23 protein-coding genes are annotated in these 26,077 nt (G+C 72.0%); 11 read left to right on the forward strand and 12 right to left on the reverse strand.

Annotated elements, in window-relative coordinates:
• Window position 1: 1 nt before the first annotated feature.
• The 5 genes from AB0J42_RS21970 to dapE all read right to left on the reverse strand — a co-directional run bounded on the left by AB0J42_RS21970 (window position 2) and on the right by dapE (window position 4,403).
• Complete coding sequence (locus tag AB0J42_RS21970) at window positions 2–550, reverse strand: DNA-3-methyladenine glycosylase I (protein ID WP_364297161.1); 549 nt, start codon at window positions 548–550, stop codon at window positions 2–4.
• Entirely contained in the window at window positions 547–1,659 is a 1,113-nt protein-coding gene (locus AB0J42_RS21975; RefSeq protein ID WP_364297163.1) for a hypothetical protein, read from the reverse strand. The genes AB0J42_RS21970 and AB0J42_RS21975 overlap by 4 nt, the downstream gene beginning before the upstream one ends.
• A gap of 58 nt (window positions 1,660–1,717) precedes the next feature.
• The gene (locus tag AB0J42_RS21980; RefSeq protein WP_364297165.1) at window positions 1,718–2,302 is read right to left on the reverse strand and encodes a TIGR00730 family Rossman fold protein; all 585 of its coding nucleotides are present in this window, start codon (window positions 2,300–2,302) and stop codon (window positions 1,718–1,720) included.
• A gap of 11 nt (window positions 2,303–2,313) precedes the next feature.
• Window positions 2,314–3,111 carry a TIGR00730 family Rossman fold protein gene (locus AB0J42_RS21985; protein ID WP_364297167.1) on the reverse strand — a complete coding sequence of 266 codons (798 nt, stop codon included), beginning with the start codon at window positions 3,109–3,111 and terminating at the stop codon, window positions 2,314–2,316.
• Window positions 3,112–3,335: 224 nt separating this feature from the next.
• Complete coding sequence (gene dapE / locus AB0J42_RS21990; protein WP_364297169.1) at window positions 3,336–4,403, reverse strand: succinyl-diaminopimelate desuccinylase; 1,068 nt, start codon at window positions 4,401–4,403, stop codon at window positions 3,336–3,338.
• Between the two features lie 149 nt (window positions 4,404–4,552).
• On the opposite strand from dapE, the gene AB0J42_RS21995 reads away from it, so the two are divergent.
• Window positions 4,553–5,407, forward strand: a complete 855-nt coding sequence (locus AB0J42_RS21995; protein ID WP_364297171.1) for a hypothetical protein — start codon at window positions 4,553–4,555, stop codon at window positions 5,405–5,407.
• A gap of 182 nt (window positions 5,408–5,589) precedes the next feature.
• Here AB0J42_RS21995 and AB0J42_RS22000 read toward each other — a convergent pair whose 3' ends face one another.
• The 3 genes from AB0J42_RS22000 to fdxA form a co-directional block, all read right to left on the reverse strand.
• Window positions 5,590–6,258 (reverse strand): DUF4178 domain-containing protein, encoded by a 669-nt coding sequence (locus AB0J42_RS22000; protein ID WP_364297173.1) that lies wholly within the window; start codon window positions 6,256–6,258, stop codon window positions 5,590–5,592.
• A 113-nt stretch (window positions 6,259–6,371) separates the two neighbouring features.
• Window positions 6,372–7,442, reverse strand: a complete 1,071-nt coding sequence (gene dapC / locus AB0J42_RS22005) for a succinyldiaminopimelate transaminase (protein WP_364297175.1) — start codon at window positions 7,440–7,442, stop codon at window positions 6,372–6,374.
• Between the two features lie 117 nt (window positions 7,443–7,559).
• Window positions 7,560–7,880, reverse strand: a complete 321-nt coding sequence (gene fdxA / locus AB0J42_RS22010) for a ferredoxin (protein WP_148029241.1) — start codon at window positions 7,878–7,880, stop codon at window positions 7,560–7,562.
• A gap of 120 nt (window positions 7,881–8,000) precedes the next feature.
• Here fdxA and AB0J42_RS22015 point away from each other — a divergent pair, with 120 nt between their 5' ends.
• The 8 genes from AB0J42_RS22015 (at window position 8,001) to AB0J42_RS22050 (ending at window position 20,335) form a co-directional block, all read left to right on the forward strand.
• Window positions 8,001–8,216, forward strand: coding sequence for a hypothetical protein (locus tag AB0J42_RS22015; RefSeq protein ID WP_364297177.1), 216 nt, complete (start codon window positions 8,001–8,003; stop codon window positions 8,214–8,216).
• Between the two features lie 17 nt (window positions 8,217–8,233).
• Window positions 8,234–9,295 (forward strand): ABC transporter substrate-binding protein, encoded by a 1,062-nt coding sequence (locus AB0J42_RS22020; protein ID WP_364297179.1) that lies wholly within the window; start codon window positions 8,234–8,236, stop codon window positions 9,293–9,295.
• A gap of 101 nt (window positions 9,296–9,396) precedes the next feature.
• The gene (locus AB0J42_RS22025; protein WP_364297181.1) at window positions 9,397–10,173 is read left to right on the forward strand and encodes a methyltransferase domain-containing protein; all 777 of its coding nucleotides are present in this window, start codon (window positions 9,397–9,399) and stop codon (window positions 10,171–10,173) included.
• A 136-nt stretch (window positions 10,174–10,309) separates the two neighbouring features.
• Entirely contained in the window at window positions 10,310–12,286 is a 1,977-nt protein-coding gene (locus tag AB0J42_RS22030; protein ID WP_364297183.1) for a hypothetical protein, read from the forward strand.
• 4 nt (window positions 12,287–12,290) lie between these two features.
• On the forward strand, window positions 12,291–14,105 hold the full coding sequence (locus AB0J42_RS22035; RefSeq protein ID WP_364297185.1) for a UvrD-helicase domain-containing protein: 1,815 nt from the start codon (window positions 12,291–12,293) through the stop codon (window positions 14,103–14,105).
• 47 nt (window positions 14,106–14,152) lie between these two features.
• A complete protein-coding gene (locus AB0J42_RS22040; protein WP_364297187.1) occupies window positions 14,153–15,982 on the forward strand; it encodes a sigma factor-like helix-turn-helix DNA-binding protein in 1,830 nt (609 codons plus the stop codon).
• 16 nt (window positions 15,983–15,998) lie between these two features.
• On the forward strand, window positions 15,999–17,093 hold the full coding sequence (locus AB0J42_RS22045; RefSeq protein WP_364297189.1) for a cysteine--tRNA ligase: 1,095 nt from the start codon (window positions 15,999–16,001) through the stop codon (window positions 17,091–17,093).
• A 716-nt stretch (window positions 17,094–17,809) separates the two neighbouring features.
• Window positions 17,810–20,335, forward strand: coding sequence for a penicillin acylase family protein (locus tag AB0J42_RS22050; RefSeq protein ID WP_364297191.1), 2,526 nt, complete (start codon window positions 17,810–17,812; stop codon window positions 20,333–20,335).
• Here AB0J42_RS22050 and AB0J42_RS22055 read toward each other — a convergent pair whose 3' ends face one another.
• Together AB0J42_RS22055 and AB0J42_RS22060 are read right to left on the reverse strand one after the other, a co-directional pair.
• Window positions 20,336–21,265: an MBL fold metallo-hydrolase gene (locus tag AB0J42_RS22055; RefSeq protein WP_364297193.1), complete on the reverse strand. Its 930-nt coding sequence runs from the start codon at window positions 21,263–21,265 to the stop codon at window positions 20,336–20,338. It lies immediately after the preceding gene.
• Between the two features lie 30 nt (window positions 21,266–21,295).
• Complete coding sequence (locus AB0J42_RS22060; protein WP_364297195.1) at window positions 21,296–21,727, reverse strand: hypothetical protein; 432 nt, start codon at window positions 21,725–21,727, stop codon at window positions 21,296–21,298.
• Between the two features lie 168 nt (window positions 21,728–21,895).
• Between AB0J42_RS22060 and AB0J42_RS22065 the strand changes: the two genes are divergently transcribed.
• Window positions 21,896–22,396 carry a hypothetical protein gene (locus AB0J42_RS22065; RefSeq protein WP_364297197.1) on the forward strand — a complete coding sequence of 167 codons (501 nt, stop codon included), beginning with the start codon at window positions 21,896–21,898 and terminating at the stop codon, window positions 22,394–22,396.
• Window positions 22,397–22,491: 95 nt separating this feature from the next.
• On the opposite strand, the gene AB0J42_RS22070 is transcribed toward AB0J42_RS22065, so the two are convergent.
• Both AB0J42_RS22070 and mshB read right to left on the reverse strand, forming a co-directional pair.
• Window positions 22,492–22,944 carry a DUF6113 family protein gene (locus tag AB0J42_RS22070; RefSeq protein WP_364297199.1) on the reverse strand — a complete coding sequence of 151 codons (453 nt, stop codon included), beginning with the start codon at window positions 22,942–22,944 and terminating at the stop codon, window positions 22,492–22,494.
• Window positions 22,945–22,955: 11 nt separating this feature from the next.
• Window positions 22,956–23,861, reverse strand: a complete 906-nt coding sequence (gene mshB, locus AB0J42_RS22075) for an N-acetyl-1-D-myo-inositol-2-amino-2-deoxy-alpha-D-glucopyranoside deacetylase (RefSeq protein WP_364297201.1) — start codon at window positions 23,859–23,861, stop codon at window positions 22,956–22,958.
• A 34-nt stretch (window positions 23,862–23,895) separates the two neighbouring features.
• On the opposite strand from mshB, the gene AB0J42_RS22080 reads away from it, so the two are divergent.
• Entirely contained in the window at window positions 23,896–25,965 is a 2,070-nt protein-coding gene (locus AB0J42_RS22080) for a prolyl oligopeptidase family serine peptidase (RefSeq protein WP_364297203.1), read from the forward strand.
• Window positions 25,966–26,077 lie beyond the last annotated feature (112 nt).

A 26,077-nucleotide genomic window follows, 5' to 3' on the forward strand; every position in this document is an offset into this window, starting at 1 on the left:
CTCAGCCCCGTACGAAGCAGCCTTCGATGTGATCGTTGACCAGCCCGATCGCCTGCATCAGCGCGTACGCGGTGGTCGGGCCGACGAACCTGAACCCGTGCCTCTTCAGCTCCTTCGCCAGAGCCGTCGAGGCCGGGGTGATCGCGGGCACGTCGGCCATCGTCTTCGGCACCGGCGCGGACGGATCGGCATACTTCCAGACCAGATCGGAAAGCCCGTCAGGCAGCTCCAAAGCCGCCCTGGCGTTCGCGATCGCCGCCTCGATCTTCGCCCGGTTGCGCACGATCCCCGGATCGGCCAGCAGCCGCTCGACGTCCTGCTCGGTGTACGCGGCCACCTTCGGAAGGGCGAACCCGTCGAACGCGGCCCGGAAGTTCTCCCGCTTCCGCAGAATCGTCAGCCACGACAGCCCCGACTGGAACGCCTCCAGCGTCACCCGCTCGAACACCCGGTCGTCGCCCCGCACCGGGCGGCCCCACTCCTCGTCGTGGTAGGCCAGGTAGAGCGGGTCCGCCATCCCCGGCCAGGAGCAGCGGATCACCTCGCTCATCCCCTCTCGCCGCCCCTGCTGCCCCACGTGACCCGGACCGGCTCCCGCTCCTCGGCCTCCTCGCCCCACTCCAGGCCGCCCACGCCGCGCCCACGCGCGTCATCCGCGCCCGTCTCACCCGGCACGCCCGTCTCGCTTCCCGCCTTCGACACGCCCGTCTCGGGCCCTGTCTCGCTTGCCGATTTCGACGCGCCCGTCTCGGACACGGCCGAGTCGGCCCCGCCATCATGCACAGCCGCGGACTCAACCGCGCCGCGCCCATCCGTCTCGGTTTCAGCCGCGCCGCGCCCAGCCGTCATGGGTTCAGCCGCGCCGCGCCCATCTGTCTCGAGCTCAGCCCCAGCCCGCTCGGCTGAGTCGTGCGCAGCCTCGTCGCCCGCGCCTCTCTCGCTCGCCGCCGCGTAGCGCCCGCGACCGCCGTCCGGATCCGTCTCACTCTCCGCCGCGTCGCGCCCGGTCTTCTCAGGCTCGGCTCCATCGGCGGCGGTGTCGCTCTCGTAGTTCGGCGCCGTCGAGTCCTCGGCCTTCTCAGAAGCCTCCGTGTCGTCCTCGACCCCGTCGAAAGCGGCTGTTTCGGGATCGGACGGGATGTTCGCGGCTCCATTGGGGGTGGGCGTGTCGTGGTCGGGGTGGGCACCCCAGACAGGCCGCTCGTGGGCGGAGACGGGCTCGTCTTCCGGAAGCGTGGGGACGTGCCCGTTGGAGAGGGGGTCGGTCTCGGCGGGGAGGGTGAGGGGCGCGGCCGGCGGTTCGTGTTCGGTGCGGGGGCCGGCGCCGGGCGTGGCGTGGACCTCCTGCCGGGCGTGCAGCCGGCTCGACAGCAGCTCCGACACCCGCTGCTCCAGGATCGCGATCCTGGTGTCGCGCGCGCTGATGGCCTCCGCCGCCCGGCGCAGCGTCTCGTCGACGCTCTGCGTGTGGTAGCCGATGAGGTTGAGCGGGAGCTGCAGGGCCATGATGTCGACCGCCCCCAGCTTGCCCGTGTCGGGAAGGTTGAGCGGCGGCACGTCCGGCGGGAACTCGGTCAGCTCACCGCCCTTGCCCAGGGACACCAGGACCACGCAGGCCAGGATGGCGAGCGCGGCGATGGCGAGTATGACCAGCAGCACATTGGCATCGTACTCATACCACCGGGGCATCAGTCCCGCACTTGCCGCACCCGGGCGCTCAGTCGGCGGCCTCGCTGAGCTCCTCGACGCTCGGCCGTACGGGTTGCGCGCGGGCTTCGAGGTGGGCGAAGGCCTCCTCGACCGTGGTGGTCCAGGAGATGGCGTCGAAGACGTCGGCCCGGGTGAACCCGGCGTCGTACATGCCGCCGACCAGGTCCCGGAGCGGCCGGTAGAGCCCCCACGGGTCGAGGAGCACCAGCGGCCGGTCGTGGATGCCGAGCACCCGCGCCGTCCACATCTCGAACAGCTCCTCCAGCGTGCCGATGCCGCCGGGCAGCACGAGGAACGCGTCGGACCTGGCGTCCATCTCGCCCTTGCGCTCGCGCATGTCGGCCGTGACGATCAGCTCGTCGGAGTCGCGGTCGGCGATCTCGACGTCGACGAGGACCTGCGGGATGACGCCGATGGTCCGGCCGCCGGCGGCGCGGGCTGCGCGGGTGATCTCGCCCATGCAGGAGACGGTGGCGCCGCCGCTCACCAGGGTGTGGCCGCGCCGGGCCAGCTCGGTCCCGACCTCGGCGGCCAGGCGCAGGTACTTGTCGTCGATGAGGCGGCTGGAGGAGCAGAAGACGCAGATGTTCACGGGGGGTGAGCCTATTGCGGCTCGGCCACCTGTGCCCGGACGGCCTCCGCCTCGCTCTCCCGCTGTCTGGACCGGTTGAGCTCGGAGTCGGCGATGATGCGCACGGCCTCGTCCACGTCGTCGGTCATGTGGATCAGGTCGAGGTCCTTGGTGGCGATCTTGTCGGTGCCGGCCAGCTGGCTCTTGACCCAGTCGAGCAGCCCGCCCCAGAACTCCGAGCCCATCAGCACGACCGGGAAGCTGGTGACCTTGTGGGTCTGGACCAGGGTGAGCGCCTCGAACAGCTCGTCTAGCGTGCCGTAGCCGCCGGGCAGCGCGATGAAGCCGCACGAGTACTTCACGAACATGGTCTTGCGTACGAAGAAGTAGCGGAACTCGATGCCGAGGTCCACATAGTCGTTCATGCTCTGCTCGAACGGCAGCTCGATGCCGAGCCCGACCGACACGCCGCCGTCGACCTCGGTGGCGCCCCGGTTGGCCGCCTCCATGATGCCGGGGCCGCCGCCGGTGATCACCGCGAAGCCCGCCTGCGCCAGCGCCCTGCCCAGCTCCCGGCCGAGCTTGTAGTCGGGCGAGTCGGCGGGGGTCCGGGCCGAGCCGAACACGGACACGGCCCTGGGCAGCTCGGCGAGCTGGCCGAAGCCCTCGACGAACTCCGCCTGGATGCGCAGCACCCGCCACGGGTCCTGGTGGACCCAGTCGGCGGGCCCTTGCCGGGCCAGCAGTCTCTGGTCGTGGGTGGATTCGGGCACAAGGTTGCCCCGCACCACCGCCTGACCCTGCCGACGTTCGCGGCGATTCGCTCTCATACGGCCCACGCTATCCCTCCGGAGTTCACTCGATGTCCGCTGATCCCTGCCTACCCTGCGAGGACGGGCCCCGGGCACCGCCCGGAAGACGGCCCGAAGAATCTTGAAAAACTTCCCGGGAAACCTGGAACCAGATTTCGCGACCCCTGCGTCTAATCGGCGAGGGTGCTGCTCGGGACTGAAAGTGGCTCTCCCCGTCAAATGGCCGGCGAGGAGAGCCACTTTCACTGTTTTGCGGCCCCGGTGAGCCAGGCGCGCATCGCCCGCTCGCCGTCCACGATCTTCTCCAGCTCCACGTACTCGTCCTTCTGGTGCGCCAGGTTCGGATCGCCGGGACCGTAGTTGACGGCCGGGATCCCCAGCGCGGAGAAGCGCGCCACGTCCGTCCAGCCCAGCTTGGCGCGCGGCGTGCCGCCGACGGCGGCGGTGAAGGCGGCGGCCACCGGGTGGTTCAGCCCGGGCCGCGCCCCGGACGCCGCGTCCACGAACGCCACCTCGTACCCCTCGAACACCTCGCGCACGTGGTCCTGCGCCTGCTCCACGGTCAGGTCGGGGGCGAAGCGGTAGTTGACGGTGACCACGCACTCGTCGGGGATGACGTTGCCGGCCACGCCGCCGCGCACGCCCACCGCGTTCAGCCCCTCGTGGTACTCCAGCCCGTCGACCACCGGCCGCCGCGCCTCATAGGCGTTGAGCCTGGCCAGTACGGGCTCGATGCCGTGGATGGCGTTGACCCCGAACCACGACCTGGCGCTGTGGGCGCGCTTGCCGGTGACCCGGACGTCGGCGCGGATCGTGCCCTGGCAGCCGCCCTCGATGACCCCGCCGGTGGGCTCCATCAGCACCGCGAAGTCGGCGGCGAGCCAGTCGGGGTGCTCTTCCGCGACGCGCTTGAGGCCGTTCAGCTCGGCCGCGACCTCCTCGCAGTCGTAGAAGACGTACGTGACGTCGCGCACCGGGTCGGGCACCGTGGCCGCCAGCTTCAGCGCGACCGCCACCCCGGCCTTCATGTCGGAGGTGCCGCAGCCGTAGAGCCGGTCACCCTCGACCCGGCTGGGCAGGTTGTCCGCGACGGGCACCGTGTCGAGGTGCCCGGCGATCAGCACCCGCTCGGCGCGGCCCAGCCCGGTGCGGGCCACCACGGTCTGCCCCGACCTGTCGACCTTGAGGTGCGGCAGCCCGCTCAGGGCCTGCTCGACCAGCCCTGCCAGCACCTGCTCCGCGCCGCTCACCGACTCGATGTCGACGATGGCCGAGGTCAGGGTCCGCACGTCCTGCGTCAGGTCAAGCATCAGGTGTTCACTCCGTGTTCGCGCAGCGCGTGAAGCGCTGTCTCGTCGTGGCGCCTCCGGCGACCGCGGCGTGGGGCACCCGCGCCGGTGACAGGGTGCTCACTTCGGTCATGGCCCCGGAGCCTATCCCGCCGGGTAGGTTTCTCAGCGTGCACGTGCGCTTCTCCCGGGGAGTCGTCACCATCGCGATCGTCATGCTGGTCCTCGCGGTGGGCCTCTCGATCGGTGTCTATCAGTTGCTCACGCGGGCCCCGCGGCCGCTGGCCGTCCCCGAGCCCCACTGCGTGGTGCGGGCCGAGGGCGAGGAGCGGGAGATGGACATCGAGCAGGCGCGGATCGCGGCGACGATCGCCGCGGTGGCCGCCCGGCGGAAGCTGCCGGAGCAGGCCGTGGTGATCGCTTACGCGACGGCGCTGCAGGAGTCCGAGCTCTACAACCTCCCCTACGGTGACCGTGACTCGCTGGGGGTGTTCCAGCAGCGGCCGTCGCAGGGGTGGGGCTCCAAGAAGCAGGTCATGGATCCGGTGTACGCCACGAACCGGTTCTTCGCCGCCCTGGTCAAGGTGAAGGGGTACCGGAAGATGCCGGTCTCGGAGGCCGCCCAGGCGGTGCAGCGCTCCGCGGCCGGGTACGCGTACGGCCCGCACGAGACGGACGCCAGGATCCTCGCGGCGGCGTTCACCGGGCGGGTCCCGCGTGCCCTGCACTGCTGGTATCCGGTTGAAGGTCACCCGCAGGCGGCCGGGCCGGAGGGCGGCAAGCAGGCCGCGCCGCCGCGGCCCGAGAAGGCCAAGGCGCTCCGCGCGCTCAAGCGGGCGCTCGGCAGCACCGCCGTCACCAGCCGCAAGCGCGGCTGGCTGATCGCCACCTGGTGGGTCGCGCACGCCGAGGAGTACGGGCTGAGCCGGGTCGAGTACGCGGGCGCCCGCTGGACCAACGACCTGGACACGGACGGCTGGGAAGACGGCGGCGCCCGCAGCAGAACGAAGATCGCCGTCGCCTGACCGCGCCGACCCTGCCCACGCCGACCGGACCACCCCGCCCTGGTCGGCCGACCGGACACCCTCGTCTGGCCGAACCAACCTGGCCGCGACAACCGGGCCACCCCCGTCTGGTCGAACCGATCAGACTGCGGACCGGTACCCAGGATTCGCCGAGCCGATCCGATCGTGCTGGTTGGGGGTGGTCAGGAGGAGGCGCGGCTGATGATGCCGATGGAGCCCGGCGGGAGGGGCTGGGCGTACGCGGCCGTCCACGGGTGGCCCTGGACCCGCTCGAACGACAGCAGCCGCCCGTCCGTCGCCCGGTAGTCGGCGAAGTCGAGCAGGCCCCGGTCGGGCTTGCCGGTGCTGCCTTCGGAGCGGAACGCGGCGGTGCCACGCTCCAAGGGATGGAACTCGACGTCGTCCATGATGAGGCTGCTGCGCGCGGGGATCATGCCCTGGGTGGGCACGTCCGTCCAGAGCAGCACTTCCAGGTGCGGCGGCTGGTCGGGGCCCTGGCCCTGGCGCATCTCGACTGTCAGCCACTGGATGCGGCGGGCGCTGTCGCGCAGGCGGTACTCGACCCACTGCTGCCCCTGCCAGGACACGTGGAGAGCGCCGAGCACGCGGACCGGGGAGCCGAGCACGTCGATCTTGTCGCCCACCCGGAGCGTGCGCGGGTCGGTGTAGTCGACGCCGGCATGGCCGGGCACCGCGACCGGCGCCGGGAGCGGAGGCTCGACGGGAGCGACCGGCTGCTCGGTCGCCGTGCCGTCCTTCCGGTCCTGGCGCAGGGTGGCCAGGAACGCCCCAAGCAGGAGAAGGACGGTGGCAATGCTCAGCCCGAGAACGACCATGGAGGTCATGCTCATCGTACGGCTCGCTCCACTCGCGGTTCGCCTCGGCGAACTCCCGGTATCTACTTGTGCTGCTGGATATGCGGCTCGCTCCTGCCCGCCTCGGGAGGGGCGTTTGAGGGGGGATCCTACTGGAGGCGGCGCACCGCCGCATCGATGCGGTCGTCGGCGGCGGTGAGCGCCACGCGGACGTGCCGCTCACCTGCCGGTCCGTAAAATTCGCCGGGAGCGACCAGAATCCCCGTTTCGGAGAGCCTGCCAACCTGATCCCAGCAGGTCTCCCCGTTGGACGCCCACAGGTAGAGCCCGGCCGTGGAGTGGTCGACGCGCCAGCCGGCCCGTTCCAGCGCCGGGCGCAGCTTGGCGCGGCGCGCGGCGTAGCGTTCGCGCTGCTCGTCGGCGTGACGGTCGTCGCCCAGGGCCGCGGTCATCGCCGCCTGCGCCGGCTGCGGCATGAGCATGCCGGCGTGCTTGCGGATCTCCAGCAGCCGCGCGATCAGCGCGGGGTCGCCCGTGACGAAGCCGGTGCGGTATCCGGCCATGTTGGACCGTTTCGACAGGGAGTGGACGGCGAGCAGGCCCTCGTGGGACCCCTCGCACACGTCCGGATGCAGGATCGACACCGGACGCTCCTCCCAGCCGAGCTCGATGTAGCACTCGTCGGAGGCGACGATCGTGCCGCGCTCGCGCGCCCAGGCGACCACCTTGCGGAGGTGCTCCACGGGGAGCACCTTGCCGGTCGGGTTGCCGGGCGAGTTGATCCAGACGAGGTCGGCGTGGCGCGGGCCGAGCGCGAGCAGGCCGTCGGTGGCCGTGCCCGCCGCTCCCGCCAGCCTGGCCCCCACGTCGTAGGTGGGGTAGGCCAGCTCGGGGAAGACCACGTGACCGGCCCCGAGGTAGCTCGGCAGCCAGGCCACGAACTCCTTGGTGCCGATCAGCGGCAGCACGTCGCGCTGGTCGACGCGGACCCCGTGGCGGCGAGCCAGCCAGCCCGCCGCCGCCTCGCGCAGCGCCTTCGTCCCGTGGGTGGTCGGATAACCCGGGCTGTCGGAGGCCCGGGTCAGCGCGTCCTGGACGAGCTGCGGCACCGGGTCGACGGGGGTGCCGACCGAGAGGTCGACGATCCCGCCGGGGTGCGCGGCGGCGCGTTCCTTGTACGGCTCCAGCCGGTCCCAAGGGAAGTCAGGCAGCTTGTTCACGGTTCTCCTGGCTCGTACGTACGGCTGACGGCCGCACTCCGCGTGCGGCGGCACGCGGCACTGGCGGCACGGCCCGCCGCGCCGCCGGTCGACCGGCCCGCGTGCGGACCGCGCCGGTTACTCGCTCTGCGGCGGGAGCGCCGCCACGACCGGGTGGTCCTTCTCGATCTTTCCGACCTTGGAGGCTCCTCCGGGCGAGCCGAGGTCTTCGAAGAAGTCCACGTTCGCCTTGTAGAAGTCCTTCCACTGCTCGGGAAGGTCGTCCTCGTAGAAAATCGCCTCGACCGGGCACACTGGCTCGCACGCTCCGCAGTCGACGCACTCGTCGGGGTGGATGTAAAGCATGCGCTCGCCCTCGTAGATGCAATCGACGGGGCACTCCTCGATGCACGCCTTGTCCAGGACGTCCACGCAAGGCTGCGCGATGACGTAGGTCACCTCGAGCTCCTTCTTCTCCGCACCATGGCATGACTCTGACCGCGGTTTGCTAGGCCCTAGTATTGCCGTGCTCACTTGGTGGCCGAAACGGAGGGTGGCAAACTCGTGGCCGCTCGTCTCGTGATCACTATCTCAGCATCCGACGTCGGAGCGCGCGTCACCACGCGCAGGCGGGTCCCCGGAGGGTTCCGCGACACGGTCGGGACGCTCGAATCGTGGGAGGGCGGGGTGCTGTGCGTGCGCAGGCGCGACGGCACTCTGGTGGAGATCCCGGAGGAGACGCTGGTGGCGGGCAAGGTGGTTCCCGCCGCGCCTCCTCGACGTGAGCGGAAGTAACGGACAGTATTCGATGTGTGACCGTACGTACCTGCGCCGCCGTAACCGCCATCCTCGTCAGCGCCGGATGCGGCGCGTCGCCCTCCGCTGAGAAGCCGGCGTCCGAACATCCCGTCAAGGTCCAGGCCGCCTCGCTCAAAGAGGGCTTCGGCACCATGGAGCGGCTGATCGAGGCGGCCCAGAAGGAGGGGACGCTCACCGTCGTCGGCCTCCCCCGCGACTGGGCGAACTACGGCGAGATCATCGACACCTTCGCCGACAAGTACGACATCGAGGTCAAGCAGCTGGAGCCCGGGGCGAGCAGCCGCCGGGCGCTGGACGCCGCCGCGCAGCTCAAGCCCGACGTGTTCGACCTGAGCCTGGAGGAGGCGGTGGGCGCCGCCGGCCGGTTCGCGCCGTACAAGGTGCAGGGCTGGCTCGACCTTCCCGACCACGTCAAGGATCCGTCGGGCGCGTGGTACGCCGCCTACGGCGGCTACATGTCCATCGGGTACGACCCGCGCGCGGTGCCCGCACCCGCCTCCTTCGCCGATCTGGCGAAACCGGGCTACAAGGTGGCGCTCGACGGCGACCCGCTGCGCTCGTCGGCGGCGTTCTCCGGCGTGATGGCGGCCTCCTTGCAGGGCGGCTCGCCCCGTCCGCAGCAGGGGGTGGCGCTGTTCGCCAAGCTCAAGAAGGCCGGGCAGCTCACCTCGACCGACTCCGCCAACACCGTGATCACCTGGGACCACGTCAACGCCGCCCGCGCGGCCCGCAACTCGGGCTCCTGGAAGGTGGTGATCCCGGCCGGGGCGCCGCTCGGCGTCTACCACGTGCAGGCGATCAACAAGGCCGCGCCGCATCCCGCCGCCGCCCGGCTGTGGCAGGAGTTCATCCTCTCCGACGAGGGCCAGAACCTGTTCCAGAAGGGGTACGCGCGACCGGCCCGGGGTGAGGCGATGCACATGCGCGGCACCCTCGACGCCGAGCAGGCGGCGAGCCTGCCGAAGGCGCCCGGCCCGCCCGTGCTGCTGACGATCCCGCAGACCGACGCCGGGAAGACCTACCTGAAGAAGGAGTGGGCGAAAAGCGGCGGGTGATGCCACTGTGATCACTTATGTCGTAGCGACAATCTAGCTCTAAAGTGAACCGACACTACGGCCACGGGGGCCCGATGTCTCACGAATGAGAGCTGATCGTCTTGCGATACGACACACCGGGCCTGGAGCGGTGGAACAGTCGCGCCTACGACAGCAGCTTCGGCTACGTGTCCACCCAGGGCGCGCCCCTGGTGGACCTGCTCGATCCGCAGCCGGGCGAGCGCGTGCTCGACCTGGGCTGCGGCACCGGCGTGCTGACCGCGCAGATCGCCTTCCGGGGCGCCGAGGTGCTGGGCATCGACGGCTCGACCCCCATGATCGAGAAGGCGCTGGCGCAGAATCCAGGCATCAACTTCATCGTCGGCGACGCCCACGACTTCACCGTGGCCCGCCCGTACGACGCCGTCTTCTCCAACGCCGCGCTCCACTGGATGAGCCGCGACCCGGACGCCGTGATCTCCTGCGTGCGTGACGCGCTGCTGCCCGGCGGGCGGTTCGTCGCCGAGATGGGCGGGGCGGGCAACTGCGCCGAACTCACCACGGCGATGCTGACCGCCTGGCGCGAGCACGGGCTGCGCGAGCCCGAGCTGCCGTGGTACTTCCCCTCTCCCGCCGAGTACGCCCGCCGGCTGGAGGCCGGGGGCTTCGTGGTGCGGCTGCTGGAGTACTTCGACCGGCCCACGCCGCTGGAGGAGTGTCCCGGCGGGGCCGCCGACTGGGTGCGGATGTTCGCGTCCTCGGCACTCGACGGGCTCGCACCCAATATGGTCGAACCCCTGCTCCGGCGGGTGAACGAGCTCGCCGCGCCGGCGCTGCGGCGGGAGTCCGGCTGGATGGCCGACTACGTGCGCCTACGGTTTGCCGCCGTTCGACGCTGATGCGTAGTGCAGGATGCGTAGGGCTGATTTGCCGGACTATGGTCTCTTCAGTGGACGGCGAGATGATGGCACCGCGACACGGCGTCGCATGGCCCGCTGAGGCACGGCGGCGTGAGGGGCTGGTGAACGGAACGGGATGAACTTCTGCCTGAGCGACCTCGTACCACCGTTGCGGTGGAGCGACACGTCCACGATCACGCTGCTCACCGGGCAGCCGGGCCTGCCCGACGCCTGGTGGCGCAGCCTGCCCATGCCGCGGGTGCTCGCGGCCATCGGCCCCGAGTCGCTGGGTGAACTGCTCACCGAGATCGCCGTCGAGCACTGGCCCGCCGCCGCCGTCGGCGACGTGCTTCCGGCCCTGCACATGCTGGACCCGGACGAGGCCGACGAGCCGTACGTGGCGATCGCGCTGGACCGGGCCGGGTCGTGGCCGGGGCTGCTGGCGCTCACCGGGCGGGAGCTGATGGACCAGCCGTTCGTCCAGGCCCGGCCGGTGCTGACGGCGCTGTTCTCGGCCGCGCTGAGCCGCCTCGCGCCGGACGCGCCCGTCTCGTCCAGCGGCGTCGACACCCTGGACGAGGAGACCCCCGAGGCTCCCGCCGTCCACGAGTCCCCGGCCCCCGTCGCGGACGACGAGGCGGAGGCGCCCCAGGAGGACGCTGCCCCCGCCGACCTCGCCCCCGGGGCTTCTCCCGACGACGAAGCCGCCGCGGAGCAGCCCGCCGTGGCGGAACAGCCGGTCGCGGCGGACGAGCCCGAACCGGAGCCCGCCGACGACCAGCCGGAGGCGTCCCGGGAGGAGCCCGCCCCCGCGGACCTCGCCCCCGCCGACCTCGCCGCCGCGGACCTAGCCTCCGACGAGGAGCCCGCCGACGACGCGGTCCCCGCGGAGCAGCAGCCCGGACCCGCCTCCGTGGAGGACGAGCCTGAGCCGGAGCCCGCCGGCGACCGGCCGGAGGACTCCCAGGAGGACCCCGCCCCCGACGAGGACGAGGCTGATCTGCGGCAGCTCATCGAGACCGCGTTCGCGCATCTCGACGACAAGAGCTGGGCCGTCGCGCAGAACCGGGTCTTCACCGACCAGCCGTCGGAGGTGGACCAGCTCGCCAAGCTGTTCGCCGTGCCGCCCGCCGAGATCACCGCGACCGAGGACCGGCTGCGTGCCATGCTCGACACGTGGCTGGCCAGCGACGAGGCCGCCCCGTACCGGGCGTACCTGGACGAGCTGCGCGAGCGGATCGGCCCGGGCGCTCCCAAGGAGCGCCTGATCAAGGCCGCCGGCTGGCACGCGAAGGAGATCAAGGCGCTGGAGGTGCCTGCCTGGCAGTTCGTGCTGGCCACGCTGCCGGACCGGCCGCTGCCGCAGCGCCCGGCACCGCCGTCGGCGTTCAGCGCGCCCTACGCCTCGCTGCCGGAGCCGCCGTCCGCCTTCGCGCCGGCGCAGCCCAAGAGCCCCCCGCCCACGAGCCCCCCGCCGACGAGCCTGCCTCCCGGGTTCGTGCCGCCGGACCCGGTGCCGTCGCAGTTCCAGGCGTTCGCCCCGGCCGTCCCGGTGGACAGGAACGGCGGGTCGGGCGAGCAGCCCGCCAAGCCGTACCAGCCGCTGAAGGACGTCTCGCAGACCAGGCGCTGCTTCCGCCAGCCCGACGGCCGGTGGTGGCTGCGGGTGGACGTGACGGCCGAGCAGCTCGCCGGCGGCGAGTGCCCGCTGCCGACCGGGTTCGCCGCGTACCTGGGGCTGTCGCCGGGCGAGAGCAGGACGGTCCGGAGCGCCGCGGGCGAGCTGACCATGACCTGGCACGGCCGGCCGGTGCTGGACTCGATCGAGCGGCTGCTGGCGGACGTCGGCGCCAAGGAGGGCGGTCACCTGTTCCTCACGCTGTCGGACGAGGGCGTGCTGCGGGCCCGGCACCTCCCGGTCGCCGCGGCCGGCGCCGAGAAGATCACCAAGGCGCTGCGCCTGGTCGGCTACACGGCCCCGGGCGGCACCCGCGACCAGGCGGCGCGGGTGATCGCGACGAGGATCGGGATGACCGGCCCGGTGAACCTGCCTGACCTGCTCACCAGGCTCCGCGAGCGCGGGGACCGCGACCTGCTCCAGCTTCTGGACTGATGCCGTGCCGCGGCTCGCGATCGGCCCTGAGTTCTCCAGGGACCTGGGCGCACTGGCACAGCCGGTGCGCCGGGACGTCGTGGTCGCGCTCCGGCGCTTCCTGCTGAACATCGCCGGCGCCCCGGAGCCGGTGCCGGGCGCCAGGGACGCGCGGGTGGCGACCCTCCCCCTGGCCGAGGGGCACCGGGGGGTCGTGGTGCGGCAGCGGGACGTCTGCTGGCTGCGCACGGTCCTGCCGGACGAGGAGGCCCGGTCGTTCGCCGCCCGGCACCGCTACAGGATCAACCCGGTGCTCGGCGTGGTCGAGGAGTGGGACGCCGAGGCTCTGGAACGTGTCGAGCCCTCCTTACGCCGGTCGGCGGGCCGGGACCGGCTGTTCGACCCGGTCGGCGACGGCGACCTGCTCGCGCTCGGCATCGACGAGCGCCTGCTGCCGCTGGTCCGGCTGATCACCACCGAGGCGGACGTGGCGGCGCTGGAGCCGCTGCTGCCGTTCACCCAGTACGTGCCGCTGGAGGTGCTGGCCCGGGGCGGCACGCCGGGCGAGGCCTGGCGGGAGCTGGACGGCTGCCGCGCCTTCGCGGATGACGCCGGGGAGCCGGTCGACCCCGAGGACCTGCACCGGGCGCTGCTGCGCAGCCCGGACCGGGCCGCGTTCGCGGCCGACAAGACGGAGCTGGACCGGCTGCTGACGGCGCCGGAGTGGTGCGTGTTCCCGCGCGCGCCGCACCGCCGCCTGTCCACCGGCCGGTACGACCATCCGGTGCTGGTGGTGGGCGGGGCGGGCACCGGCAAGACGGTGGTCGCGCTGCACCGGGCCGCGCAGCTGGCCGCGCACGGCAGCGGGCCGGTGCTGCTGGTGACGTTCTCGCAGGGACTCTGCGACGAGCTGTCGGCCCGGCTGGACCAGCTCGTCCAGGACGACCTGCTGCGCAAGCGGATCGAGGTGGACAACCCGGAACGGCTGGCCATGCGCATCGTGGCCCAGGCCGAGGGCCGCCGCCCCGCACTGATGGGGGCGGGCGCGCGGAGCATGGACGAGCTGATCGACGAGGCGCTCCGGCTGCTGGCCAGGTCGACCGGCGACCTGCTCGACGACGTCGAACCGGGGCGTAAACCGTACCGGCACATCGTGGTGGACGAGGCACAGGACGTCAGCCCGGCGCAGTGGCGGCTGCTGCGCGCGGCGGTGCCGCGCGCGTCCGACGACCTGTTCATCGTCGGCGACCCGCACCAGCGGGTCACCGACACGCGGGTGACGCTCGCCGCGGTGGGCATCCCCGCCGTCCGGCACGTGCTCAGGATCTCGCACCGGCTGCCGCAGGACATGCTGTCGTTCGCGGTCCGGATGCGCGGCGGCGGGCCGGCGGACGGGCTGGTCGAGGGGATGTCGGCGCTGTACGGGTTCCGGTCCTGGCGAGCGGGGGCGCGGCCGGTGGTCCGGGCGTACGAGAGCGCGCGGGCGGAGCTGGCCGGGCTGGAGAGCACGATCGCCGGCTGGCTGGAGGAGGGCGTGCCGGCCGACCGGATCGCGGTCGGGGCGCGTGGTCAGGACATGGTCCGGGCGGCCAGGGAGATGCTGGGCGACGTGCCGGTGCGGGTGTCGACGTTCGCCGGCCTCAAGGGGCTGGAGTTCGAGCGGGTGGCGCTGATCGGCGTGGCCGAGGGGGTCGTGCCGGAGCGGCCTCCCGACGATCCGGGTGCCCGGGCTCGTGCGCTGCAGCGGGAACGGAGCATGCTGTATGTCGCGTGCACGCGGGCCCGATCCATGCTCTACATATCCCATTCAGGAAGAGGGAGCCCATTTTTGTCGTTTTGATCACATAGTCTGAACTGCGGATATCTATCTTGGCCGGTTGGACCCCAATGAACCTCAGCCTGAGCGACATCGCGCCACCACTGCGCTGGACCGCACCTGGTCAGATCGCGCCGATCGCGGAAGAGCCACAGCTGCCCGAGGCATGGTGGCAGGCGATCCCGCTCGACCGGGCATGCGCCATCGTCGGCACCCACGCCGTGGCGAGCCGCCTCGCGGACCTCGCCGTGGCCTTCTGGGGGCATCTGGTACTCGGCGACATCATGCCGTTGCTGCGCTTCTCCGACCCCGCCGAGGCGGAACGGACACCCGAGACGCTCGGCAAGGACGTGGTGGAGAAGCTGTTCACCGGCGTCTTCGACCGGCTGCTCGAACCCGCCTCCGCCACGGCCGTCCCCGCCCAGCAGGACAGGCCGCTGCCCGAGGTGATCGACGGCCTGTTCGCGACGCTGGACGAGCGGCAGCGGGCCATCGCCCGCGACCGGCTGTACGCGGGCGACCGGGCCACGCTGGACGAGCTCGCCCAGCGCTTCTCCGTCACCCGGGAACGGATCCGGCAGATCGAACGCGACCTGCGCGAACACGTCGAAGCCTGGCTGGGCGGCCCGGAGGCGGCGCCGCTGGTCGCGCACGTCACCTGGCTGCGCGGCCGGCTCGGCTCGGCCGCCCCCGCCGACGACCTGACCGCCGCCGTGCCCTGGCACCGCACCGAGCTGCGCACCCTGGGCATCCCCGTCTGGCGGTTCGTCCGTACGCTGCTGACCGGCTACGAGGAGACCGACGGCTGGCTCGTCGCCGGCGGCGCCGACGACCTGCGCGAGAAGACCCGCCAGCTCTTCGCCGACGGTCCGCACCCGCTCGCCGAGGCCGTCACGATGGTGGCCCAGCTCGGCGTCCGTGAGGACGTGGCCGAACGGTGGATCCTCGCCGTGCCGCACCTGCGGGTGCTCGACGGGCACGTGGTGCCCTGGCCGCGCAGCATCAACGACAAGGCCGAAGCGGTGCTGGCCGTCACCGGGAAGCCCATGTCGCCCGAGGAGATCCAGGAACGCATCGGCGAGGACTACAGCCTCGTCGGCATCCGCAACCAGCTCACCGCCGACGACCGGTTCCTGCGGGTCGACCGGAACAAGTACGGCCTGACCCGCTGGGGCGGCGAGGAGTACCTGGGCATCCGGGAGATGATCGTCAGGGAGATCGAGCGGGCCGGCGGCGAGGCCCCGGTCAACACGATCGTGGCCAACCTCACCTCCCGCTACGACGTCAGCGAGAGCTCGGTCCGCGCCTACTCGGGCGGGCCCGGGTTCGAACGCAGCCAGCGCGGCTGGGTCCGGGTGGCGGGCACCTCCTCCGGCGACTACCAGCCCCGCAAGGACGTCTCCGAGACCCGGCGCTGCTTCCGCAGCCGCGACGGGCGCTGGTGGCACCGGGTGGACGTGAACGCCGAACACCTGCGCGGCTCCGGCTCGCCCCTGCCGACCGGGTTCGCGGCGCACCTCGGCATGGCGCCCGGCGGGTCGCTCACCGCCTCGACCCCCACCGGCGACGTCGTCATCAGCTGGCACAACCAGCCCACGATGGGCTCCATCCGCAACGTGCTCGCCGACTACAAGGCGGGCGAGGGCGACCACATCTTCCTCACCGTCTCCGACGGCGGCGAACTCCTCACCCGCCACCTCCCCGGCGCCCCTCCCGGGATGCCGCCGCTCAACCGGGCCCTCTACCTGATCGGCTACACCGCGCCGGTGGCCTCCGAGATGGAAGGGCTGCGGCTCATAGGGGCGCGGGTGGGGCTGCCCGAGACCGCGACCCGCGAAGAGATCCTCGCCCGGCTGCGCGAACGGGGCGACCGCGACATCCTCGGCTTCCTGGGGGGCTGACGGCTAGGGTCGAAGCATGCTGCGGATCTACGACACGCGTACTGGACAGGTCGAGGAGGTCCCGCCCGCCCGCGGGGTGCGCCTGTACGAGTGCGCGCCGCCCGTCGACCGGCCGGCGCACCTCGGCGACCTGCGGCCGCTGCTGCTCTCCGACCTGATCCGCCGGGTCCTGGAACGGCAGCGGGTGCGCATGGTCGTCTGCCGGGGCGTCTCCGACCTGGGCAGCCCCTCCGAGGCCGCTCGCTCGTACGAGGAGGCGGTCTCCCGGGACGCGCTGGCGCTCAACCTGCGCTCGCCGGAGCAGTCGCCACGCGCCACCGAGCACGTCGCCCAGGTGATCGAGCTGGTCAGGGGGCTGATCGAGCGGGGTCACGGGTACGCCGCCGACGGGTGGGTGTTCTTCGACGCCGCGAGCTTCCCTACGTACGGGGAGCTGTCCGGGCAGAAGGAGGGCCCGCCCGGTGACGAGGACGGGCCGCGGCGGAACCGGGCCGACTGGGTGCTGTGGCGGCCCGCGGACGGCTGGGACTCGCCGTGGGGGCGCGGTGTGCCCGGGCCGCACGTCTCGTGCTCGGCCATGTCGCTGGCGAGGCTGGGCGAGGACGTCGCGTTCCAGACCGGCGGCACCGAGCTGATCTTCCCGCACCACGAAGCCATGCGGGCACAGGGGAACGCGGTGGCCGGGCGCGAAGTGGTGCGCCGCTGGGCCCACGGCGCCGGCCTGCTGTCCGAACCCCCTATGCTCGCCGACGTGACGTCCGCCGGGCTCGACCCGCTGGCGGTGCGGCTGGCGTTCCTGCAGCACCACTACCGCAGCCCGTTCGACCTCACCTGGGACGTCCTGCGCGCCGCCGACGCCACCCTGCGCCGCTGGCGCGCCCGGGTCGCCGAATGGTCGGAGTCGCCAAGCGCGCCGATGTCCACCGCGTACGTCCAGCGCGCCGAAGCCGCCCTCGACGACGACCTCGACACCCCGGAGGCGCTGCGGGTCATGGACGAGCTCGAACACGACGAGTCGGTGCCGGCGGGCGCCAAGTTCGAGTCGTTCCTGCACCTGGACTACGTCCTCGCCCTCGACCTTCCCGTGGACATCGGCAAACCCCGCACCTGAACAACCGCAACCCCCGGCCCGGCGCACGCCTTCTCCGCGGCGCGGGTGGCCGCACGCCGGTGGCCCGCCGCCAGCAGGAGCAGAGCGCCGGTCCATCCGCCTGCCGATAGTCGACGAAGCAGGATTCGCGGGCGCGGAGGCCGGCTTTACCAGCACATCAACGGTTCCCTGACGGTAGCCGATGCGGCGTGAGCGCCACTCCCGATGGTCGCGAGCCGAGAGATCCCAAGGAGCGTCATGCGCTTTCCCGGACTCGCCGCAGCCGTAGTGGTGGCCGCTCCCGCGCTCATCGTCTCCCCCGCGGACGCGGCGGCGGCTTCGTGGACAGGGTGGAGGCCGTCAACGTGGCCGAGCACGACGGCCGGGAGGGGAGCACGCCGACGGCGTACGACTACTTCGTCACGCTGAAGGTGACCGGGCGCTGAGCCCCGGCCCCGCTCGCGCGCGGTGCGGGCAGGGCTTTCCCGTTAGGATCCAAGATCGCTGCGAATGGGGTCGGGCGGACGGCATGGCAGGAACCGTCCGCCCGGGATGGCGCCGTCCTGGTGCGGGGGTGTGGACGGTAGCGCGCCATGCGCACGATAGACAGATCTTGGGTTGCATCCGGGTTGCGAGATGCCTCCCAGTGCGCGAGAGAGGACGCGGTGTGACGGCGGTGAGAGGAGCCGGCGGGGGCTGCCACACTGGGTGCCAGCGCGGGGAGTATGGAGGTTTTCGTGAGGTTGAAGCCGTACGCGTGGCTGCCGAGACCGCTTCGGTGGTTCGCGCGGGTGGTGACCGTTCTCCTGGCGATCGCGGTGGTGCTCACGGGGGTGCTCGTGTTCACCGTCCGGCAGTCGTTCCCGCAGCTGGAGGGCACGATACGGCTCCCGGGCCTCACCGGGAATGTGGAGATTTATCGGGATAAGTACGGAATCCCGCACATCTACGCTGACACGTCCGAAGACCTCTTCCTGGCCCAAGGCTTCGTCCACGCCCAGGACCGCTTCTGGGAGATGGACTTCCGCCGCCACGTGACCGCCGGCAGGCTGTCGGAGCTGTTCGGCCCCGCGACCCTCGACAGCGACAAGGCCATCAGAACGATGGGCTGGCGCCACGTGGCCGCCCAGGAGCTGCCCCTCCTGACCGACCGCACCCGGCGCTTCCTCGACTCCTACGCCAAGGGCGTGAACGGCTGGATCGCCGCCAACCCCAACGCCTCCGAGCGCAGCCTCGAATACTCGATCCTCAAGGTCCAGAACGGCGCCTCCAACCCCGAGCCGTGGGCGCCGCTCGACTCCATCTCCTGGCTCAAGGCCATGGCCTGGGACCTGCGCAGCAACCTGGAGGACGAGATCGATCGCGCCCTGGCGCTCACCGTGCTGCCGCCCGAGCGGGTCGCCCAGCTCTACCCGGGCTATCCGTACGAGAAGCACGAGCCGATCGTCACCCGCGGCACGATCGATCAGGACCGCTTCGACCAGACCGCCGAGCCGCGCGCCCGGCAGGAGCTCGGTACGGGCGAGGAGGCGCTGGCGCAGGCCGCCAAGGCGCTCGGCGCGGTGCCCAGCACGATCGGCGCGGCCGACCGGGAGGGCCTGGGCTCCAACTCCTGGGTGGTCTCCGGCGAGCACACCAAGAGCGGCAAGCCGATCCTGGCCAACGACCCGCACCTGTCGGCCCAGCTGCCCTCGGTCTGGTACCAGGTGGGCCTGCACTGCCGGAAGCTGAGCGCGGCGTGCCCGTTCGACGTGACCGGCTTCTCGTTCTCCGGCGTGCCCGGCGTGGTCATCGGGCACAACCACCGGATCGCGTGGGGATTCACCAACCTGGGGCCCGACGTGGCCGACCTGTTCCTGGAGAAGGTCAGCGGCGACACCTACCTCTACCAGGGCGAGCAGGTGCCGCTGAAGACCCGCCGGGAGCGGATCCAGGTGGCGGGCGAGTCCCCGGTCACCATCACCGTGCGCAGCACCCGGCACGGGCCGCTGGTCAACGAGGTCATGGGCCAGGTGAAACCGAGCGGCGAGGCCAACGCGGTGGCGCTGTCGTGGACCGCGCTCATGCCGGGCCGCACCGCCGACGCGATCTTCGAGCTGAACGAGGCGCGCGACTGGCACGAGTTCCGGGCGGCGGCGGCGCTCTTCGAGGTGCCCGCGCAGAACCTGGTCTACGCCGACACCGCGGGCAACATCGGCTACCAGGCTCCCGGACGCATCCCCGTACGCAAGGCCGGTGACGGCACGGTCCCCGTGCCGGGCTGGACCGGCGAGTACGACTGGTACACCGCGCCCATCCCGTACGACCAGCTCCCGTCGGTGCGCAACCCGGAGGAGGGGTACGTCGTGACGGCGAACAACGCCGTCATCGACCCCCGGCGCTACCGGCCGCTGCTGACCGAGGACTGGTCGCACGGCTACCGCTCCCAGCGCATCCTCGGCCTGCTGCGCGAGGAGATCGACAAGGGCAAGGTGGACGTCGAGGCGATGGCCCGGATCCAGGCCGACGACCGCAACCTGTTCGCCGAGAGGCTGGTGCCGTCGCTGATGGCGGTGGACCTGGCCGGCCCGAGCAAAGAGGCGCGCGCGCTGCTCGACGGCTGGGACGGCTCCCAGGACGTCGGCTCGGCCGCCGCCGCGTACTTCAACGCGGTCTGGCGGCACCTGCTGGAGCTGACCTTCCACGACGACCTGCCGGAGGGCGCCTGGCCGAACGGCGGCGACCGCTGGTACGAGGTCGTCTCCGCGCTGCTGGACGACCCCGACGACCCGTTCTGGGACGACACCCGCACCGAGGAGGTCACCGAGCGGCGCGACGACATCCTGCGCCAGGCCCTGGCCTCGGCCTACCAGGAGCTGAAGGAACTGCTCGGCGAGGACGTGAAGGCGTGGCGCTGGGGCGACCTGCACACGCTCACGCTCACCCACGGCTCGCTCGGCACCTCCGGGATCGCGCCGATCGAGGCGCTGTTCAACCGGGGGCCGCTGGCCGCGCCGGGCGGCAAGGACGCGGTGAACGCCAACGGCTGGAACGTGCAGGAGGGGTACGCGGTCACGACCGTTGCGTCCATGCGGATGATCGTGAACCTGGCCGACCTGGACAAGTCGCGGTGGATCAACCTGACGGGCGCGTCCGGCCACGCCTTCCACGACAACTACTGGGACCAGGCCGAGCTGTGGGCCAGGGACGAGCTGCTGCCGATGCGGTCGGACAGGGAGTCGGTGACCAAGGCCGCCGTGCACGTCCTGCGGCTCCGGCCCTGATCAGAAGGAGCGCGACTCGCCCACGGCCAGCCCCCACAGACGCTCGCCGGGCAGGCCGTGGGCGGCCCACTCCTCGCGGACCCACTCCAGGGGCCGCAGCAGCGGCTCGCCCGAGAGCACGAACGTGCCCCAGTGCATGGTGGCCATCCGCTGGGCGCCCAGGTCCAGGAAGGCCCGCACGGCCTGCGGCGGGTTGAGGTGCGCGGGCTCCATCGCCCACGGCGGCTGGTAGGCGCCGATCGGCAGCAGCGCCAGGTCGAGGCCGGGGTGGCGGGCGCCGATCCGGGCGAGCCGTTCGCCGTAGCCGGTGTCGCCGGCGAAGTACACCGACCCGCCGATCACCCAGCCGCCCCAGAGGGTGCGGCAGAAGTCGAAGAGGGTGCGCCTGCTCCAGTGGTGGGCGGGCACGAACTCGAAGCTCACGCCGCCGACGGTCGCCGACTCCCACCAGTCCAGCTCGATCACCTCGGTGAAGCCGCGGCCGGTGAACCACTTCCCGAGCCCGGCCGGCACCAGCATCGGCGTCCCCCTGGGCAGCCTGCGCACGGTGGGCCAGTCCAGGTGGTCGTAGTGGTCGTGGCTGATGACCACGGCGTCGATCGGCGGCAGCTCCTCCCAGGCCAGGCCGGGCGGGGTGAGCCGGGCGCGGACCCCGGGGATGCGGCGCGACCAGACCGGGTCGGTGAGCACGGCCAGGCCGCCTGTCCGGATCAGGTAGGTCGCGTGCCCGACCCAGGTCACGGACGTCTCCCCCGCCGCCACCGGGGGCAGCCCGCCGCCGGCGATGGGGATGCGGGCGGCGTCGCGCAGGTCGGGCGGGAACAGGCCGTGCCAGGCGATGCTGAACACCTCCCGCCATCCTGACGGCCGGTCGGTGAGGCGGTCCCGGAATCCGCCGGTCCTCTTCGGGGCATCGATGATCTCCGTCATGGCGGTCACCTGCCCCGGGTATTCGATCAGTCACTCACGGGGACGCTCACCTGCCCGTACGCGCCAGCGCGGCGGTCTGCGCGGGTAGCCGCCCGCGTCCAGGCCGGCGAGGCGTTCGAAGGGGTTGTAGGACGCCTGATCGCCGCAGACGAGCACCGAGACCAGCATGGCCAGGAGATACAGCGGGAGCATGGGCAGGCCGAGGCACCAGGCCCACTGGCTGGCGTGCCTGCTCTCGTGCCGGATCAGGGTCTCGCCGAGCCGGTCGCGCCTGGTGATCACTACGTTCCCCACGGTGAACGCCCCGGCGATCGGGAAGCGGTAGCGGTACCCGTAGGCGAGCACCAGCCCGTCGGGGCCGGATCGCCTGGTCGCGCCCCCGATCGCGGCGATGAGCAGACCGAGCGGAGTGGTGAGATTGAGGAAATTGACGATGCGCCGGAACCGATATCGCCTGTCCATACGTCTTAGTCTTGACCAATCTTGACAAGTCGGAATAATAATCTGCGTCCTGAAATCTCCCAGAGAGCAGGATTATGAGATTGACCATCCTGTGCCTCCGGTACGGGCCAGGTCGCCAAGCGGATCGGCCTCGGCGACTACTGGCTGCGCGGCAAGCCGAGGATCAGGATGTGGGCGCTCCCCGGCCCCACGGTCACGGTCACGGCGCCGCCCGTCACAGTCACCGAGACGGTCACCGCCACGGCGACGGCCACCTTCACCTGTCAGCCCGCACCACCTGTGGAAACACCCACGGTCATCGACACTCCGCCGCCGGCCGCGGACCCTGCGAACCCGCCGACCGTGGACCCGACCGCGGCACCCACGGACCCGCCGATCACCGACCCGACCGCGGCACCAGAGCCGCCGACGGCCGACCCCACCGTGACGCCGGACCCGCCAACGGCCGACCCCACCGATCCGCCGACGGCCGACCCGACTGATGCACCCACCGACGTCCCGGCCCCGACCCTCGACCCCACCGAGGCGCCGACTACTGGGCCGACCGAGATCCCGACGTGCCCGCAGCCGGAAGAGCCGCCGTCCGAGACACTGCCGGAGCTCCCCACCCGGACGCCGCCCGAGGTGCCCACGGAAACGCCGCCTCCGGCGACACCACAGGTGCGGTGATCGAATTCTCCCGGCCCCGCGGCCTTCCCTTCCGCCGCCGGGCTGGGAGAAACACCTGAATAAATCCGATAGATCAAGAAATGCCGGTCGTGCTATTAAGCAGCGTCTTTTCCGCCCGTACCGTGCCATTTCCCGGATTCGATCCGGCCGCTTTCCGGATGCCCCCGCAACAGCCACGAACCCCCGGACGAGGGCGACAGCAGAAACGCCGCCGCCAGGGCCACCAGCCCGCCGTAGAGATACACGTACCCGGCCACGGTGTCGGCGATCACCAGATCGCCCGCGCCGAGCTGCAGCGAGAACGCCATCGACACCAGCAGCCAACCGGCGGACGTGACGGCGGCGCCCGCGCGGCCGCGCATCAGCCTGCCCGCGCCCAGCGAGACGCCGAAGACCAGGAGCAGCCAGAGCACCGCCGAGAGCACCGGGAAGCCCGGCCACGCGCCGTGGGTGAACCCGCCCACCACGCCCATGACGACGCCCAGCACGAAGAGCATGCCGTAGGCGGCTCCTCCAAGCGCCGACTCGACCTGGCTGCGTTGTTCCATGTCGATCGAGGTTAGTGGATGCCGGCGAACAGATCGTTCTCCCGCACGTGGGGCTCGCCGAGCCCCCCGGCCTCGACCGGGGGACCGGGCACGGCGGGCCCGCGCTCGCCGATGGCCAGCACGTAGTGCTCGACGCCCCGGATCTCCTGGCCGATGCCGTTGGAGAGCGCGAACCACGGCTCCGACACCGTGATCTGCGTCCGGTGGGCGCGCATCGCCGCCGCCTTGCGGCCCGCCCAGGGCCGGGCGTCGATCTCGGTGGTGACAATGTCATCGGCGTCGCCGAAGGGCATGTCGTCCACCTCCTGGAGGGTGAACGGCGGGCCGGCCGCGCGCAGCGCCTCATTCGACCGGGCCAGCACGGACCTGGGCGTGGCGGTGTGGTAGAACTTCGCGATCCGCCACGGCTCGCCCTCGCCGAACCCGGGGTCGGCGGCCAGCTCGAAGGCCCGGCGGGAGACCCGGTGGGCCTGAATGTGGTCGGGGTGCCCGTAATGCCCGTTCTCGTCGTACGTGACGAGCACCTGAGGGCGCACCTCCCGGATGACCTTGACCAGCTCGCCCGCCGCCTCGTCCACATCGGCCCGCCAGAACGCGCCCGGCCGGTCGTTGGAGGCGACCCCCATCATCCCGGAGTCGCGCCAGCGACCCGGCCCGCCCAGAAAGCGGTGGTCCTCGACGCCGAGCGCCGCGCAGGCGGCGGCCAGCTCGCCGATCCGGTGGTCGCCGAGCACGTCGTCCTCCGTGGCGGCCAGGTGCGCCAGCTCCTCGGGGATGACCTCGCCCTCCTCGCCCAGCGTGCAGGTGACCAGCGTGACGTGGGCGCCCTCGGCGACATAACGGGCCATGGTGGCGCCGGTCCCGATCGTCTCGTCGTCGGGGTGGGCGTGCACGAGCAGCAGCCGTCGGTCAATCATGGTCCCGAGCGTAACAACTGGCAGGATTGGGCCCATGAGTGAGAGCTTCCCGCGCCTCCATGCCAGGACCCGCCGCTTCACCCTGGGCGTGCCCAGGAGCTTCACCGTCTCCCCCGACGGCGCGCGGGTGCTGTTCCTGCGCACCAAGTCCGGCACCGACCCGGTGACGTGCCTGTGGGAGCTCGACACCGAGAGCCACATGGAGCGGCTGGTTGTCGACCCGCGGGCGCTCGACGCCGGTGAGGAGGACCTGCCGCCGGAGGAGCGCGCCCGGCGCGAGCGCAGCCGCGAGCAGGCGGGCGGCGTGGTGTCCTACTCGACCGACGCGGCGGCGGCCACGGCGGCGTTCGCGCTGTCCGGCGGCCTCTACGTGACCGACCTGGCCACCGGGCGCACCCGGCGGCTGGAGACGGCCGGCGCCGTGATCGACCCCCGGCTCTCCCCCGACGGGCGCCGCGTCGCCTACGTCACCGGCGGCGCGCTGCACGTCCACGACCTGATCACCGGCGAGGACCGGGCGCTGGCCACCCCCGAGTCCGAGACCGTCACGTACGGTCTCGCGGAGTTCATCGCCGCCGAGGAGATGGACCGCATGCGCGGCCACTGGTGGTCGCCGTCGGCCGACGCGCTCCTGGTGGAGCGGGCCGACGAGGCGCCGGTCCACACCTGGTACATCGCCGACCCGGCCAACCCGGGCAGGCCCGCCACCGCCCAGCGCTACCCGGCCGCGGGCACCCCCAACGCCGTGACCGAGCTGTTCGTGCTGGGGCTCGACGGGTCCCGGGTCGCGGTGCCGTTCGAGCACGAATACCTCGCGGCGGCGGCGTGGGACTCCCACGCGCTGTCGATCGTGACGCTCTCCCGCGACCAGAAGACGATGCGCCTGCTCTCGGTCGACCCGAAGACGGGCGAGTCCACGCTGGTGCGCGAGGACACCGACCCGGCCTGGGTCGACATCGTCCCCGGCGTGCCCGCCCACCTCGACGACGGCTCCCTGGTCTGGGTGGCCACCGCCGACGGCGGCCACCGGCTGTTCGTCGGCGACCGCCCGGTCACCCCGCCCACGCTGCAGGTGCGCGCGGTGCTCGACGTCGACCACGACAGCGTGCTGTTCAGCGCCAGCGGCGACCCGACCGAGATCCAGCTGTGGACCTGGGACGGCCACTCGCTGCTGCCGGTCTCCACCCGGTCGGGCGTGTTCAGCGGCCGGATGGCGGGCGGCGTCGGCGTCCTCACCGAGCAGAGCCTCGACGCCGAGGGCGTCTCCACCACGGTGGTGCGCCGCGACGGCGTCGCCATCCCGATCCCCTCCTACGCCGAGCGGCCCGGCCTCGACCTGCGCGTCTCGATCGGCCGTTCCGGCCGCCGCGAGCTGGCGACCGCCGTGGTGCTGCCCTCCTGGCACGAGCCGGGCTCGCGGCGGCTGCCCGTCCTCATGGATCCGTACGGGGGACCGCACGCGCAGCGGGTGCTCAACCGGTGGAACGGCTACCTGGAGAGCCAGTGGTTCGCGGAGCAGGGGTTCGCCGTGATCGTGTCCGACGGGCGGGGCACCCCGGGGCGCGGCCCCGAGTTCGAGCGCGAGGTCCTGGGTGACCTGGCCACGCCCGCCCTGGAAGACCAGATCGACGCCCTGCGCGGGGTCGCCGAGCAGTACCCCGACGACGTCGACCTGGAGAAGGTGGCGATCCGCGGGTGGTCGTTCGGCGGCTACCTGGCCGCGCTCGCGGTGCTGCGCAGGCCGGACGTGTTCCACGCGGCGGTGGCGGGGGCGCCGGTGACCGACTGGCGGCTCTACGACACCTGCTACACCGAGCGCTACCTCGGGCACCCGGACGAGCAGCCGGAGGCGTACGAGAAGTCGTCGCTGTTCGGCGACGCCGGCAAGCTGGAACGGCCGCTGCTGCTCATCCACGGGCTGGCCGACGACAACGTGGTGGCGGCCCACACGCTCCGCCTGTCGTCGGCGCTGCTCGCGGCGGGCCGCCCGCACACCGTGCTGCCGCTGTCGGGCGTCACCCACATGACCCCGCAGGAGGTCGTGGCGGAGAACCTGCTGCTGCTCCAGGTCGACTTCCTGAAGAAGTCCCTCCACCTGGCCTGACCACCGACGATCAGTCTCGGGCGCGCCCGTGATCAGCTGGGCGCGCCGCTGATCAGGCGAGTGCGCCGACGATCAGCCGGGCACGCCGGTGATCAGGCCGGAGTGTCGGTGA

It is taken from the genome of Nonomuraea sp. NPDC049649, assembly GCF_040675175.1.
In the GTDB taxonomy this organism is placed as follows: domain Bacteria; phylum Actinomycetota; class Actinomycetes; order Streptosporangiales; family Streptosporangiaceae; genus Nonomuraea.